Raw genomic sequence first — 15513 nt, forward strand, 5'->3', positions numbered from 1 at the left:
TATTATTGGGAATCCCAGATTAAATCATAGATACCGTAAGGGATTTTATTCTTTATTTAAAACTTTGCAACAGAACCATCAAAAGTATACCGAATGGTATAACGAAATACTTCCAAACTCAATCACGAAGTGCGAACATGTTGAAACAATGACTAAGAAAGTAAATAGTAGACAAAGGATTTTTGTACCTCCAGCTTAATGCTTCAGCCGAAACACAATCTGTCGGACAAGACAATATAGGGTACATTGTTAATTCTTTAGTAGACTTCTATTCGCTGTCTTTATCAGAGGATTACGAAGGAGGCGTTCTTTGTATAGATGAAGTAGATGCTTCGCTTCATCCAAGTGCTCAAGTCAATTTATTTAATTTGCTTAATCGACTTAGCAATGAATTGAATTTACAAATATTTCTTACCTCTCATTCATTGACCATCCTTAAAGAGATAATTTCTTTAAAGGAAAAAAATGCTGATCAATATCAATTGGTCTATTTCAAGGGAGTAAGTACACCTTCGATTATGAAATTCAATTCTTATCGACTTTTGAAAGCTGATTTATTCCAAGAACTCACGTTTAAAAAACCTGAAACAAAAGTTTATTGTGAAGATAAAATGACTAAAGATGTCTTTGAATTGTTAGTCAATGCCGCCGAATTGCTAGATTTAAATTTCAAATTACCTCCATATAAAATTATTCCCATTTTTTTGGGAGCTGACCAATTAACAAAATTGCCAAAAAGCGATACCCATTTTAGCAATGTCGCAATTATTTTAGACGGGGATGCAAACTCGAAAAAGAAGATAAAAATTGAAGAGTATATGAAAGATTCCACAATTGTTAAGTCACTAACCCCAAGAGAATTATCTAAAAATTTCGTAAGCTTACCTGAATATCTCTCTCCTGAAGGCTATTTATACTCTATTATTTATGAATTAGTTGAAAATGATAGAGATCACTATAAATTTTGGCGAACATTAGATGAAGATCCGGAAACGGCTTTATACTCTAGCGATAAAATTAAAGAAAGGCTAATTATTAAAGATTCAGAACTGTGTTTAGATGCACTAAAAGCAGAAAGTAGTGATTTATTGACCTTTTCCTCTGAATCGAATATGTTGAGCTATTATTACTCTACAAAACAAGAAGACTTACTTCGTTGGATTAAAAGAACGCAAGCTGTGTTTGAACATGTCTCTAACAGACTTATGGCAAGTCGTATTTAATTTCTGGCCAATATTTCGAGGTTTTGCTAATATAGACTTGAGGTGATAATATGCCACACACAAAATCTCCACTCAGATATCCTGGAGGAAAAACTCAACTATGGAAATTTGTTAAATCCACAATTGAATTAAACAAAATCAGTAACCCTGTTTACTGTGAACCATTTGCAGGCGGATCTGGAGTTACTATTGAGTTACTTTTGGGAAACCACGTTAATGAAGTAATTATCAACGATTTCGATCCTGCAATCTATTCATTTTGGAATATGAGCATAAATCACTCTGAAGAATTCATTAGCCTGATTGAGAAAACTCCTATAACTTTAGAGGAATGGTATAATCAGAAAAAGATTTACCTTAAGCATGGAAAAGATCCGAATTCAATACTAGGTGCTTTTTCAACCTTCTTTCTAAATAGAACCAATATAAGTGGTATCATTTCTGGAGGCCCCATTGGAGGGCAAGAGCAATCCGGAAAATATAAAATAGATTGTCGTTTTACGAAAGAAACTTCTATAAAAAAAATAAGAAAAATCGCAGACCAGAAAGATAGAATTCATTTATTTAATGAGGACGCAGTAAATCTCGTAGATATACTAAAAAAAAGATATCAAAAAGAGAACTTATTTACCTTTTTTGACCCACCTTATTATGAACAAGGTCAGTCACTATATTTATCTTTTTATAGTAAAGATCAACATGAAATTATGAGAAATAAAATTGCAGAAATGGATGATTATTATTGGATATTAACATATGATAAAACGCCACAAATAGCTGATCTTTATTCTTCTTTAGAACAGTCTTATGAGTATCTACTTCAATATTCAGCAAATAAAAAAAGAATGGCATCAGAATTTTTATTTGCCAGCCCAATAACTAAATTAGAATCAGCAGATAAAGTTACACTTCAAATTTACTAAGAACAGCCTTCAGGCTTTTCTTTTTAGCACAAAAACGAACATACGTTTGAATTTAATGGGCAAAATCAGATATAAACGGATATACCATCATTTTTATCAATCTATTTTAACTTTTAAACTGATTATTAAAATACAAATCAGAAAGGATGAATTTTTTGCTGATCAAAAAATGATCAAAAAAGGCAAATGGAAACTGCGAACACGCTATAAAGACCCTCTCACGAATGAATGGAGTGAAAAAACTTTACCGGTTCTACTCGTGCTGAAGTCAAAGAAAAAGAAACTGATTTTCTATCAAGATTAATGAACGGCGAAAACATGAAGAAAGTCAGACTCGTTGCTTTTTTTAATCAATACATCGATACATTTAAGCGTGGGAAAATAAGTCCTGGTCGAATTGCAAAATACGAACTAGCGGCGAAGTATGTTGAAGAATATTTTGGAAAGAAAAAGACATTGAATAATCTATCGAAATACAATTATCAAAGCTATCTCAATTGGTTAGCTTCTGCAGACGGTCCAAATAAACAAGGTTTATCTAAAACTACGGTAGCTGATCAACATACGATTTTTAAGACAGCGATCCTCGAGGCTATTGATATGGGACAAATGAACCCTACCAGAAATGTGAAAATAACCGGTCATCAAGCGACTCATTCAACCGAAACGACACTTTCCCAAGAAGATGCTGAAAAGCTCAAGAATACTATTTTAGAGGCTACAGATACAGTCGCGAAATATTTCTGCTTGGTCCAGTTTTACACCGGCGTGCGCTATCAAGAAGTTACTACATTAAAATGGGATTCTGATATTGACGAAGAAAATGAGCAAATCATTATTGATGAAGCGTTCAAATACGACGGCGGAATTTATCGTTTTGGATCAACAAAGACTAATGCTGGATATCGGAAAATCGATGTTCATAAACATCTCTTTAAATATTTGAAAAAATGGAAAGCTAGCCAAGCTCAAGATGTTCTATCGGGGAAACTATTGAATCCACACAACTTACTATTCGTAACGAACAACACCTACCCTATTTCCAATTCAGCGGTCAACAAGTATTTGAAATACTGGTGTGAAAAAGCAGAAGTTTCAAGAATCCGAAGTCATAGTTTTCGACATGTCCGATCAGACTTCTTCACTCTTCCTGAAACTGATTCGATTTATATCAAAGACCAATTGGGATATGCAAGCATTCAACAGTCGTATGAATATGCAAGTGCGACTGAAGAGAGACGTCAAAAAAACAATCAAAAATTCGAGTCATTTTTCGAAGAAATTCTTTGAGAAAAAACTTTTCGTGGTTTTTCGTGGTAAAAACTAAAAAACAGCCTACAAACACCGTTATATCAATGTTTGTAGACTGAAACTGTATGCGGCGAATGGGATTTGAACCCACACGGGATTTCTCCCACATGACCCTCAATCATGCTTGTCTACCAATTCCAACACCACCGCGCAAAACTTCTTTTATGATAGCGAGCAAAAATTAAAAAGTCAATAGTCTACACAATAGTTGTATCATAAACATAGATGATATTTCCTTTTAATCCTGCTATTCCTCGGAAAAATTTCTTGTCTTCTTGTGTTCCCCATGCCTCACGAAACAAAAAGAACTCTTCGCGAGTCACTTCGATTTTATCAATCTCACCTGCACGTAATTGGTGGATTTTTTCTTCAAATGGATTCATCTTTGCTTCCCCCTTTCATCAATCTAAAATCAAAGGGGGCTATAGCCTCCTTTGATTTTAGTCGTGAAAATATTTACTATTTTCAATACTTGAAGTCTCTTCTTGTAAGATTCCTCGTAAAGAACGATCTAACCGTTGGCGTGATTTTTTTCGTTCATCTGGTTGTTTTTCTTCTGACGCAAACAGGATATATGATTGGCGGGGTTTTTCCATCCGTTGCATCAATTCTCTTGGTGAAATTGCATCTGCTGGTTCATCTGGAATCAATGAAGAAGGCACATATTTAGGCGCAAAAGGCGTAGCACTGCGGGTAGTTCGTGCATTGAACGTCGTTTTTGGCTTCGTCATATCTTTCGGTTTGCGTTCTTCAAACAGCTTTACTTTCTTTGATTCTTTTCGATCGCCGTCATACATTGGCAGATTGGCTTTGTGACGGGCTAATTCTTTATGGGGCTCTTCGTTTAACTGTACATGTCGCGTCCGTTTAGTTTTTGGCAGGGGACGTTCGAAAATATCTTTCGCTTCTAACTGATAATTTGTAATCAAGTCATCTTGTCCATCAAACAAGACACGTTGATTTGACTGTAATAACTTTACACCTGCTTCATCATCAAAGGCAGGAAAACGGCTTTTTTTTCTGCTGTAAGTTTGCATAAAATCATCCTTATTGTTCTGATATAGCATAGTTTAGCATAAATACATAAAAAATGCTGTCAAATATCCAGCAACAGATGATTACTTCGTCTCATAAGCAAAGAAACTGTCTTTTGGTGCGAGGTGCTTGTTCTCCATGATTCGATTTAAAACAGCATAATCCCCTCGATAAGCACGTGGACTGATCAACTCACTAACTTTTAGGCTTTGCTCTTGCTCAGAAAGATTGATTGCATAAATCACATAGGCTTCTTCTAAATAGCGAATGATTCCAAAAATTTGTTGTTTTTGTGAATAAAACGGAAAAAATTCTCCTTGTTTCAGCACGTCAAATGTCTTTCTGCGTGTGATCCATTTTCGACAATTTTCAAAGATTGCAGGATCAATCGCCTGCCAAGGGAAAAATTTCCGATTTTCAGGATCTTTTCCGCCTGTCAGACCGGCTTCATCGCCATAATAGACACAAGGAATTCCTGGCATCATAAACATCAATCCCCAAGCTTGATCCAATGCTTCGATGGATCCATCTAACATGGTCAAAATACGTTCGGTATCGTGGGTCCCAATATTATTTAACTGATTATAATAAAAATCGGTGGGATAATTCTCTTGATAACGAATCATCTCTTCGCAAATGTCTTTTAAAGAGCGTGACTGTTTCAAAATAGCTAAAATTTGCTGACGTAAAGGATAATTCATGACACCTTGCAGATGATCGCCAAAAACATATTTTCGGCGGGTATCATACGCTATCTTATTTGAAGCATCTTCCCAAACTTCACCAATCAAAATTTTTTCTTGGTAAGAAGCTAACTGTTTGCGGATACCGGATATAAATTCATCGGGCAATTCATCGGCTACATCTAGACGCCAACCATCTACACCCATTGTGGTCCATTTTGATAAAACACTATCTAAATCGCCATAAATAAATTCTTGATAGCTGGGATTTTCTTTCCGTACTTCTGGGAGATCCGTCACCCCCCACCAAGCTTTATAATCATCTGGATAGTGGTTGAAAGTAAACCACTCATAATAAGGACTCTGCGGATTACGAGCAGCTCCGGTGGATTTCCCATAAAGACCGGACAGATTAAAGTAGCGGCTGTTTTTACCTACATGGGAAAATACACCGTCTAATACCACCGCAATTCCAGCTTCATGCAAGGCGGCGATCAATTCACGAAAATCCTCTTCCGTTCCTAAAACTCCATCAACCTTAAAATAATCATTGGTGTCATATCGATGATTGGAACTTGCTTCAAAAATCGGATTTAAATACACTGCTGTGATTCCTAGCCCCTGAAAATAAGGAATCTTTGCTTGTATTCCCTTGAAGTTTCCACCAAAAAAATCCCAGCGCGCAATTTCATTTTGCTGATTTTTGATATAAAAAGGCGTGTCTTCTTCGGTCGCATAGATAAAGGAATCCTTTTTCGGTTGATTAATCTTCCGATCCGGATTGCCGTTTGCAAAGCGATCAGGAAAAATTTGATAAAAAACCGCGTCACGGTACCAGCTCGGTGCAATTTCTGGTTTTTGATAACAGGTCAATTGATAAGGAATGACTTCCCGTTCTGACCCATAAATTTTCCCTTCTCCTCCTTGACCGTGGAAGCCGTAATATTGAGTGATCTTATAGCCTTCTGATTCATGGATAATCTTAAAATAGTAAAAATACAATCCCCATCCTTGATCCATGGTCGCTCGAAAGTGAAAACGATCTTCTGCAACAGCATTCATCGCAAATATTTTTTGACCAGTGGTGCTGCCTTCTTTGTGAACAACCAAGAACACTTCAATGTTTTGTTGCTCTAAAACAGATAACCAAATATTGACCTCCGTCTTTTCTTGTACAGCACCAAAAGGCTGCTTATAACGTTCTAACCAAGGATTAAAGTAAATAGGAGTCATGTTCTACACCTCGATCATTTTTATGAGCAAAAACAGGTTCTATTTGCCAGATGTCCTCTGCATATCGCTGGACCGTATCATCTGAAGAAAATCGTCCTGCATGAGCAATATTGCGTAAACTTATTTGGCTCCAGTGACGTTTATTTTGATAGGCTTTGTTCACAGATTCTTGTGCCAAACAATAGTCCTCAAAATCACGCAAAACAAAAAATTCATCGTTGTATTTGATCAGTGAATCAAAGATCTCATACCCTTCTGCGACGATATTTGGAATCGTTCCATCGATCAATGTTTTGACCACACGTTGTACGATCGGACTATCTTGGTAAATACTCAGCGACGAATAATTTTTGTTTTCATAATATTGATAGACTTCTGTTTCTGTTAGACCAAAAATAGCGATGTTTTCTTCACCAACAGCATCACGAATCTCGATATTGGCACCATCTAATGTTGCAATCGTCACCGCTCCATTTAACATCAATTTCATATTTGAAGTCCCAGATGCTTCTTTTGAAGCCAATGAGATTTGTTCGCTGACATCAGCTGCCGGAATGATTCTTTCAGCTAAACTGACATTATAGTTTTCTAAAAAGACCACTTTTAATTTATCTTTGATCGTCGGATCATGATTGATTAGATTTGCTGCTTCATTGATTACTTTAATAATTGATTTTGCATAATGATAACTTGGAGCTGCTTTAGCACCGAAGATGAATACTCGTGGTTCCATCGGTAAATCTGGATTTTCTTTTAGATCTAAATAGAGTTTCATGATGTGTAAAAGGTTCAACAATTGCCGTTTATACGCGTGCAAACGTTTGATTTGAACATCAAAGATTGCTTGAGGATTCACCTTGATCCCACAATGCTCGTGGATATAAGTTGATAAATGCTTTTTATTTTCTAGTTTTGCCTCTGCCAAAGCGGCTAACACCCGATCGTCTTCTACATAATTTAACAATAAGCGCAGATCATTTGGCTGTTCCCGCCATAAATGACCAATCGTTTTATCCAAGACGTTGCTTAATGCCGGATTGGCTAACTGTGACCAGCGCCGCATCGCTATCCCATTTGTTTTATTATTAAAACGAGTCGGATAAAGCAAATAAAAATCATGCAAAACGACAGATTTTAAAAGATCTGAATGTAGTTTTGCGACCCCATTAGTCGAATGAGAACCGATAATCGCAAGATGGGCCATATGGACTTGTCCATCTTGAATGATCCGAGTTCGTTGAATCAAATCAAAATCATGAACTCCAGTCATCTCTTCAACAAAACGACGATCAATTTCTTCAATAATTTGATAGATTCTAGGACAAACACTTTCCATCATACTGATTGACCACTTTTCTAATGCTTCCGCCATGATTGTATGATTGGTGTAACTCATTACCTCTTTAGTTAAATTCCACGCTCGTTCCCAACTTAATTGCTCGTCATCGACTAATAAGCGCATGAATTCAGCCACACACATGGCAGGATGCGTATCATTGATATGGATAGCAATGAATCGATTGATGGTATCAATCGATCGATTTAATTGTTTGTAATACCGTAAAATGCTTTGTACACCTGCAGAGACAAAAAAATATTCCTGAGAAAGTCGCAACTTTCTGCCATCTTCACTCGTGTCATCTGGATAGAGCACTGATGTCAGATCTTCTACTGTACGTCGATCTTCGATACTTCGATAATTTTCCTCTTCTTCTGGCGGAATTTCTACTGACCATAATCGCATCGTATTGACAATAGCATTTTGATAGCCCACCATCCCTGTATCATAAGGGACAGCACGTAAGACTACCCCACCTTGATAATTTGTTGGTATCAAATTACCAGAATCATTGTCACTCATAAAAACTTTACCGCCGAGTCGGACATCTACAGCTTTGCTTTCTTTGCGTATTTCCCATAGATTCCCTTTTTGCAGCCATTTATCTGGCAATTCTACCTGGTAATTATCAACAAAATGCTGTTTGAATAAACCATACTCATAGCGAATTCCATTGCCATTTCCAGGCAGCCCCATTGAGGCAATCGAATCCATAAAACAAGAAGCCAGGCGGCCGAGTCCGCCATTGCCTAAAGCCATGTCTGGTTCAACTTCTGCTAAATCGTCTAGATTGATCCCTAATTCAGCAAGACCTTCTGTTACCATATCTAACCATCCCATATTTAAAAGGTTGCTCTTTAACAATTTTCCTGGCAAGAATTCGATGGAAAAATAATAGACTTGTTTTTGTTCGACTTCTCGATAGTCTGTCCATGTCTGCTGCCAATCTTGTGAGTATGTCGAGGTCATCAATGAACCCAGTGTTTGATAAAGTTCGTTTGGTGAGGCGTCCGCGACTCCCATAGCAAATTTTTCAGCTAAACGTTGGCTGAAAGATTGTTTAAATTCTGTTTTGTTCATTTTCTCATCTCCAACTATACTTTAAGTTACAACTCTTTGCTTATTGAGGTGTGATAAGTTAAAAAGCCAAAATCCACAGCCGATGACTCTAGATTTTGGCTTTTCGAATGCTACATTAATTTGTATAAATCCAAATACTGCTGACTAGAGACATTCCAGCTGAAATCACGCGACATTGCTTCTATCATCAATTTACGCCAATCAGCTTGATGATTGTGATAAAGTTCGACTGCTTGTTTTAATGCATTCATTAGATAGAAAGGCTCAAAAAGATCAAAACCAAAACCAGTTCCTTCATTCGTAAGCGGATTGTATGACTGAACAGTGTCTTTCAAACCACCGATTTCATGCACAATTGGCAAGGTTCCATAGCGCATAGAAATCATTTGTGACAACCCACAAGGTTCAAACGCAGAGGGCATCAAAAACATATCCGCACCCGCATAGATTCTTTGCGCTAAATTCACATCAAAAGTATTTTGAATGCTTGTTTTATGCGGATATTTCTGACCGAAGTATTGGAAACCTTCTTCAAAATCAGGATCTCCAGTCCCAAGTACAATCAACTGGACATCAAATTGCATCAAATTCTCCATTTCTTGTAACAGCAAATGAAATCCTTTTTGATAAGTCAAGCGGCTAACGATACCAATCACTGGAACCTCTGGGCGAACAGGCAAAGCCAAACTTTTTTGTAATTGAACTTTATTTTCTATTTTCTTATCAAGGTGCGTTTTATCATAATTGGTAAAAATCGCTGGATCACTGGCTGGATCAAATGCATCATAATCGATTCCATTTAAAATCCCGTAAAGCTTTCCACTTTCCATTCGCAAAATTGGATCTAAACCTGCACCAAAAGCAGGCGTTTTGATTTCTTCGGCATAAGCTGGACTGACCGTCGTCACACGATCAGCGTAAAGAATGCCTGCTTTCATGAAATTCACACAATCATTAAAACGTATGGTCCCATCATCATAACGCTCACAGCCCATACCAAATAGATCAGGCAAGATTTCGCGGTCGTATTGTCCCTGAAATTCGATATTATGAATGGTCAAAACTGTATGGATGTGACTAAACTTCTGTATCCAATGATATTTTTCTTTTAATAAAAAAGGAATAAAGGAAGTATGATAGTCATTTAAGTGCATGATTTCTGGAATGAAATCGATTTTTTCCATCAGTTCGATAACAGCTTGTTGATAAAAAGCAAAACGTTCACCATCATCGTAATAACCATACAACTCTGGGCGATTGAAATAATAAAGATTATCTAAAAAATAATAATCGATTTCATTTATCCGTAGATACTTCACTCCACAGTATTGTCTGCGCCAGCCGACTTGAACTTCATAAGAGAATAAATCTTGTAATTGGTTCTTATACTGCTGCGCCATTTTGGTAAAAAATGGCAATACCACTTTAATCTCCGCTCCCTTTGCTTGCAAAGCCTTGGGTAAAGCACCAGCCACATCTCCTAATCCACCAGTTTTAAAAAAAGGCGCACATTCTGCTGCTACAAATAATGTTTTCACGTTTATTCGCCTCCGTAAACATCATTGAGTACATGCATATTTTTCTTGATCACAATTGGTCGATTAGCTGAACCAATAATTTTGATACCCGGTTCTACGACGACATTTTTATCCAAAATTGCATACTTAATGACTGCTTGTTCACCAATACGGCAGTTGGCCATAATGATCGAACCCTCAACGACTGCCTCTTTTTCAATGACAACACTCCGCGAAAAAAGAGAATCAGAAGCTTTTCCGTCAACCAAACATCCAGTCGCAAACTGGCTGTTTTTCACTTCAGATATTGGCGAATAATACGTAGCTACTTCATTTTTTAATTTTGTGTAGATTTTTTGTTTAGCATACAATAAGACGGAAAATTTTTGGGGATCCAACATTGCCATATTCGCATCATAATAAGATTTGATATCAAAAATATTTCTTAAAAAACCGGTATATTCATAAGCAGAAGTTTTTACTTTGCCCATAGCTAAATTTAAAAAGTCTAATAATGCTACTGGACTGCCCAGATTTTGCCCTTCTTGTAGTGCATTGATCAACCATTCTGTTGAACAAATAAAGATCTTCATACCAAGGTTAAATAATACATCCTCTGATTTATCTTCTAAAAAATTATGATGACCTTGAACAATGCCCTGTTCATCAACTTCTAAAATCTCATCTTGCCGATAAATCTGTTCTTTTGGCATTTTTTTATAGACGACTGTTATCGTACTATCACTTTGTTGATGACTTTTTAAAACGGCTTCCAGATCAATATTGCACAACATCCGATTCCCCATAAAGACGGTATATTCCGATTTTGATTTATTAAGGTAATCGATGATCGATTCAAAATAAGGTCGGCCTTCTGTTTTCTTTTTCAAAAAATCTTGATAAAAATGAATAAAATGACGACTATCTACACTGTCTAAATGCCATTCACGACCACCACCGATATGATCAAAAACTGATTTTGTCGTCCCTTGATTGAAAATCATATAAACAGACTTGATATTAGCATTGATTGCATTAGATAAATCAAAATCAATCAGTCGATATTTACAATCAAAAGGCAATGTAGCTAACGGTCGTTTTTCAGTCAAAGGTAATAATTCTGGGCATTCATACACATTACCCAAAATCGCACACATTTTATTCGCTCTCACTTGTCAACACTCCAATCACTTCTGAATAGCCCACAACGGCGATTTCTTCGGAACCATCAATTACAGCATTATCTCCAATGATGGCATTTTCACCAATGATCGCTCTTGTAATTTGAACATTCTTTCCAATTGTTGCACCCGGCATGATCACACTATCAATAATTTTGGCCCCATCTTTGACTTGAACATCATTGGATAAAATGCTGTGTTCAACTCGACCTGCGACATAACAACCATCGACGACCAAGGAATTTTTTACCTCTGCGTTTGCTGTTAAAAAATGCGGGGGAGAAACGGTATTTTTTGCCAAGATTCGCCAGCTTTTATCACGAATGTCCAAGCTGTGTCTTGGATCGATAAATTCCATACTCGCTTCCCATAACGATTCGATTGTACCAACATCTTTCCAATACCCATCAAAACGATACGCAAAAACATTTTCTCCACTTTCTAAGTACGCAGGAATTACATGCTTGCCAAAATCCAGCATTTGATCATCTTTTTTATAACTGTTCAACAAGACACTACGTAAGCGGCTCCAATTAAAGATATAGATTCCCATGGACGCTAGGTTACTCTTTGGCATTTCTGGTTTTTCTTCAAATTCAATGATTCGATCATGTTCATCGGTATTCATGATCCCAAATCGCGATGCTTCTTTGATAGGGACTTCACTTACTGCTACCGTTAATGACGCATTGTTTTCTTTATGTTTTTCCAGCATCGCTTCATAATCCATCTTATAGATGTGATCGCCAGACAATACCAATACATACTCTGGATCCATTTGATCAATGTAATCCATATTTTGATACAGCGCATGAGCAGTCCCTTCAAACCACTTGCTGCCATCATTACTAGAATAAGGCTGTAAGATTGTTACTCCTGCATTCAACCCGTCAAATCCCCAACTTGAACCATTACCAATATGGTTATTTAGCGCTAATGGTTGGTATTGTGTCACAACACCGACATTGTTGATTCCCGAATTGATACAGTTACTCAGTGTAAAATCGATAATTCGATAGCGACCGCCAAAAGGGACAGCAGGTTTTGCGATTTTTTGAGTTAGTTTTCCCAGACGTGAACCTTTTCCGCCGGCTAAAATCATTGCTAATATCTCTGTTTTCATTTTAGTTGATGAAGGACTTTCCTCCATCGACCTCCCCTCTATCTCTTACGTGTATTGATGGTTTCTGGCTTTAAAATGATCGCACCCAATGCAGGAACGGTCGTTGTGATTACTTGACTGTACTCTTTAAATTTGGTCGATTGACTTTGACAAACTTCATTATGACGTGTCCAAGTACCGCCAAATTCTTGTATCTCAGTATTCCAAACTTCTTGATATGTTCCTGGATAGGGCACACCAATTGAAAAATCACGACGTTCAATTGGTGTCATATTCAAGATGACGATTAAAAAATCTTTTTTTCGTTTTCCTTTTCGTATAAAAGACAAAACAGATTCTTCTGTATTATCTGCATCGATAATCTCAATTGTGTCGTAAGAATCTTCCATCTCCCATAAAGCTGGCTGATTTTTATAAAAATCATTTAATCGAGTCGTGAACATCTGCATGGCATGATTCAACGGATCATTTAAATCGCCCCACTCAAGTCCCTCATCGAATTTCCATTCCAAAAATTGCCCCCATTCACTACCCATGAACAATAATTTTTTCCCTGGATGTACCATAAGATACGTATACAGATTTCTCAGCTGAGCAAATTGTTTATAACGATCGCCCCACATCTTATGCATCAGACTTTTTTTTCCATGAACGACTTCATCATGGGACAAAGGCAAAATAAAATTTTCTTGCATCATATACATGAAAGAAAACGTAAGCAAATTGAAATGATCTTTTCGATAAATCGGATCCATTTCATAAAAACGTAAAACATCATTCATCCATCCCATGTTCCATTTGAAGTCAAAGCCTAATGACCCGTTTTCGATCAAACCAGTCACGGGGGTTTCAGAAGAACTTTCTTCTGCGATCATCAAAACTTCTGGATGTGCCAACTTAATCACTGCATTTAATTTTTGTAGAAAATAATATCCTTCAAAGTTGCGGTTTCCGCCTTCATGATTAGGCGTCCACGGACCGTCATCATAATCTCGATAAATCATACTCGAAACAGCATCTACCCGGATACCATCGATGTGGAACATCTCAATCCAAAACATCGCGCTAGAGATCAAAAAACTCTGAACTTGTGGTTTACCTAGATCAAAATTAATGGAACCCCAGCGATTATTTTTTGCTCGATCAGGATCGATATACTCAAATTGAGGACTGCCGTCATAGTAAGGCAGTGTGTCTTCATTGATGCAATAATGACCTGGGACCCAGTCAACAAATACACCAATATTGTTTAAATGACATGCTTCAACAAAATCTTGAAATTGTGCTGGCGTACCATAATAAGAACTCAGAGCAAAATAACCAATCAATTGATAGCCCCATGAACGGTCTAATGGATGTTCCATTAACGGCATAAATTCAACATGTGTATATTTTTTTTCGACTAAATAGGGGATCAATTCCTCCGTTAGATCAGCTAAACTATAGGGCGATCCATCTTCATTATGTTTCCATGAGCTTGCGTGGATTTCGTAGATATTTATCGGTCGTTTGAATGGATTGGAACGCTTGGTGCGTCCACGCCACAAACCATCTCGCCACTTTTTTTCTGGGAACTGATACAATTTTGCTGCATTACCAGGGCGTTTTTCAAATCGTATAGCAAAAGGATCAATTTTTAAGAGCTCTCGTCCATCGGCTTGTCGTACTTTAAACTTATAAAGATCGCCCTCTTTTGCATCCTTGGTAGTTATTTGCCAAACCCCACTCACTTCATCCTTTTCCATTGGTAAAGTATCTTGCCAATCATTAAAGTCGCCGACTAATGATACCGCCAACGCATTTGGTGCCCATACGCGAAATACATACCCTTCTTCCATTCGATGAGCACCTAAAAAATGGTGTGCATAAAAATTTTCTCCTGATAAAAATGTTTTCTTCGCATCAGCCACTTTTCGTGTTGCATCTTGTTTACTGTTTTTCATGAGAACCACCTTTTTAACGCAGAGCGCCCTTCTATTACAATTTGATGTGTAAAATTTAATAATAAAAATAGATTCCGTTCTATTAAAACAACGAAAATATTTAATAAATAACATTCCAAATATTTTTATCGCTATTTTAACAGCGCTAAACTCCTCTTCATTTAATATTATATTATAACAATAATTAAAATAGAAGGTATTTTTTTTAAAATTATTGAATCAATTGTTTTTTTATATTAAAATAACTTATTTTATTTATATATTTTTCCTTCTATTTGCCTTTTAGCAAAATAATCGTTAGGCTAATAACTATAAGATACGTCAATTGTTCGAAACAATAGAAAACGAAAAGATTGGGGGTCGTGTAATGATCGATATAAAAATGTTGGCGATGATTTTTTTTATTAATTTTGCCTATGTCACACTGAATACACTTCGTTTTATGCTCACGATGAAAGGCTATCGCATTTTAGCTCCATTAATGAGTATGGTAGAGATCACGATTTATATTCTAGGTCTTTCAATGGTCTTGGACCGTTTAGACAATCCTATCAATCTACTGACTTATGCATTAGGTTATGCGATTGGGATTAGTGTTGGGATAAAAATTGAAGACAAATTAGCTCTTGGATACATTATGGTCACTGTTATCTTGCCAACAAATACTGATCAAGAAGCTAGTTTGCCACGAGTTTTACGAAAAAACGGGTACGGAGTCACACAATCTTACGGGGAAGGATTGGAAGGAGAGCGGATGGTATTAGAGATTTTATCCCCTCGCAATACGGAACGAACCTTATACGCATTGATTAAAGAGATCGAAGAGCGTGCCTTCATTATTTCCTATGAACCAAAATATATTTCTGGCGGATTTTGGACCAAAAAAGTTCATAGACGACAAAAAAACAGCGCAAAGCCTTAG

At 36.8% G+C, this 15513-nt stretch carries 12 protein-coding genes and 1 tRNA gene; 4 read left to right on the forward strand and 9 right to left on the reverse strand.

What is annotated here, in order from left to right; translation table 11 throughout:
- The first annotated feature begins 182 nt into the window (after window positions 1-182).
- The 3 genes from P7D84_RS07215 to P7D84_RS07225 all read left to right on the forward strand — a co-directional run bounded on the left by P7D84_RS07215 (window position 183) and on the right by P7D84_RS07225 (window position 3436).
- Complete coding sequence (locus P7D84_RS07215) at window positions 183-1223, forward strand: AAA family ATPase (protein WP_311805756.1); 1041 nt, start codon at window positions 183-185, stop codon at window positions 1221-1223.
- 50 nt (window positions 1224-1273) lie between these two features.
- Window positions 1274-2146: a DNA adenine methylase gene (locus tag P7D84_RS07220; RefSeq protein WP_311805758.1), complete on the forward strand. Its 873-nt coding sequence runs from the start codon at window positions 1274-1276 to the stop codon at window positions 2144-2146.
- Between the two features lie 318 nt (window positions 2147-2464).
- Window positions 2465-3436: a tyrosine-type recombinase/integrase gene (locus P7D84_RS07225; RefSeq protein ID WP_311805759.1), complete on the forward strand. Its 972-nt coding sequence runs from the start codon at window positions 2465-2467 to the stop codon at window positions 3434-3436.
- 87 nt (window positions 3437-3523) lie between these two features.
- Here the strand turns inward: P7D84_RS07225 and P7D84_RS07230 are convergent.
- The 9 genes from P7D84_RS07230 to glgB form a co-directional block, all read right to left on the reverse strand.
- Window positions 3524-3607, reverse strand: a tRNA-Leu gene (locus P7D84_RS07230).
- 47 nt (window positions 3608-3654) lie between these two features.
- A complete protein-coding gene (gene ykzS / locus P7D84_RS07235; RefSeq protein WP_137604290.1) occupies window positions 3655-3840 on the reverse strand; it encodes a protein YkzS in 186 nt (61 codons plus the stop codon).
- A gap of 57 nt (window positions 3841-3897) precedes the next feature.
- Entirely contained in the window at window positions 3898-4494 is a 597-nt protein-coding gene (locus P7D84_RS07240) for a hypothetical protein (RefSeq protein ID WP_137604291.1), read from the reverse strand.
- Window positions 4495-4575: 81 nt separating this feature from the next.
- The gene (locus P7D84_RS07245; protein WP_311805761.1) at window positions 4576-6408 is read right to left on the reverse strand and encodes a glycoside hydrolase family 13 protein; all 1833 of its coding nucleotides are present in this window, start codon (window positions 6406-6408) and stop codon (window positions 4576-4578) included.
- Complete coding sequence (locus P7D84_RS07250) at window positions 6389-8827, reverse strand: glycogen/starch/alpha-glucan phosphorylase (RefSeq protein WP_311805763.1); 2439 nt, start codon at window positions 8825-8827, stop codon at window positions 6389-6391. The genes P7D84_RS07245 and P7D84_RS07250 overlap by 20 nt, the downstream gene beginning before the upstream one ends.
- Window positions 8828-8937: 110 nt before the next feature.
- Window positions 8938-10365, reverse strand: coding sequence for a glycogen synthase GlgA (glgA, locus tag P7D84_RS07255; RefSeq protein ID WP_311805765.1), 1428 nt, complete (start codon window positions 10363-10365; stop codon window positions 8938-8940).
- 2 nt (window positions 10366-10367) lie between these two features.
- Entirely contained in the window at window positions 10368-11516 is a 1149-nt protein-coding gene (gene glgD / locus P7D84_RS07260; protein WP_311805767.1) for a glucose-1-phosphate adenylyltransferase subunit GlgD, read from the reverse strand.
- Complete coding sequence (locus P7D84_RS07265) at window positions 11503-12648, reverse strand: glucose-1-phosphate adenylyltransferase (RefSeq protein ID WP_376716920.1); 1146 nt, start codon at window positions 12646-12648, stop codon at window positions 11503-11505. The genes glgD and P7D84_RS07265 overlap by 14 nt, the downstream gene beginning before the upstream one ends.
- A 38-nt stretch (window positions 12649-12686) precedes the next feature.
- The gene (gene glgB, locus P7D84_RS07270) at window positions 12687-14591 is read right to left on the reverse strand and encodes a 1,4-alpha-glucan branching protein GlgB (RefSeq protein ID WP_311805770.1); all 1905 of its coding nucleotides are present in this window, start codon (window positions 14589-14591) and stop codon (window positions 12687-12689) included.
- Window positions 14592-14958: 367 nt separating this feature from the next.
- On the opposite strand from glgB, the gene P7D84_RS07275 reads away from it, so the two are divergent.
- Window positions 14959-15513, forward strand: coding sequence for a DUF2179 domain-containing protein (locus P7D84_RS07275; RefSeq protein ID WP_137604297.1), 555 nt, complete (start codon window positions 14959-14961; stop codon window positions 15511-15513).

The organism is Enterococcus dongliensis, assembly GCF_031927985.1.
GTDB classification, from domain to species: domain Bacteria; phylum Bacillota; class Bacilli; order Lactobacillales; family Enterococcaceae; genus Enterococcus_A; species Enterococcus_A dongliensis.

Excerpts from the sequence above, each read along its gene's own strand:
- P7D84_RS07220 (WP_311805758.1), top strand. The coding sequence starts at position 1,274 with ATGCCACACACAAAATCTCCACTCAGATATCCTGGAGGAAAAACTCAA.
- P7D84_RS07225 (WP_311805759.1), top strand. The coding sequence starts at position 2,465 with ATGAAGAAAGTCAGACTCGTTGCTTTTTTTAATCAATACATCGATACA.
- ykzS (WP_137604290.1), bottom strand. The coding sequence starts at position 3,840 with ATGAATCCATTTGAAGAAAAAATCCACCAATTACGTGCAGGTGAGATT.
- P7D84_RS07240 (WP_137604291.1), bottom strand. The coding sequence starts at position 4,494 with ATGCAAACTTACAGCAGAAAAAAAAGCCGTTTTCCTGCCTTTGATGAT.
- P7D84_RS07245 (WP_311805761.1), bottom strand. The coding sequence starts at position 6,408 with ATGACTCCTATTTACTTTAATCCTTGGTTAGAACGTTATAAGCAGCCT.
- P7D84_RS07250 (WP_311805763.1), bottom strand. The coding sequence starts at position 8,827 with ATGAACAAAACAGAATTTAAACAATCTTTCAGCCAACGTTTAGCTGAA.
- P7D84_RS07265 (WP_376716920.1), bottom strand. The coding sequence starts at position 12,648 with ATGAAAACAGAGATATTAGCAATGATTTTAGCCGGCGGAAAAGGTTCA.
- glgB (WP_311805770.1), bottom strand. The coding sequence starts at position 14,591 with ATGAAAAACAGTAAACAAGATGCAACACGAAAAGTGGCTGATGCGAAG.
- P7D84_RS07275 (WP_137604297.1), top strand. The coding sequence starts at position 14,959 with ATGATCGATATAAAAATGTTGGCGATGATTTTTTTTATTAATTTTGCC.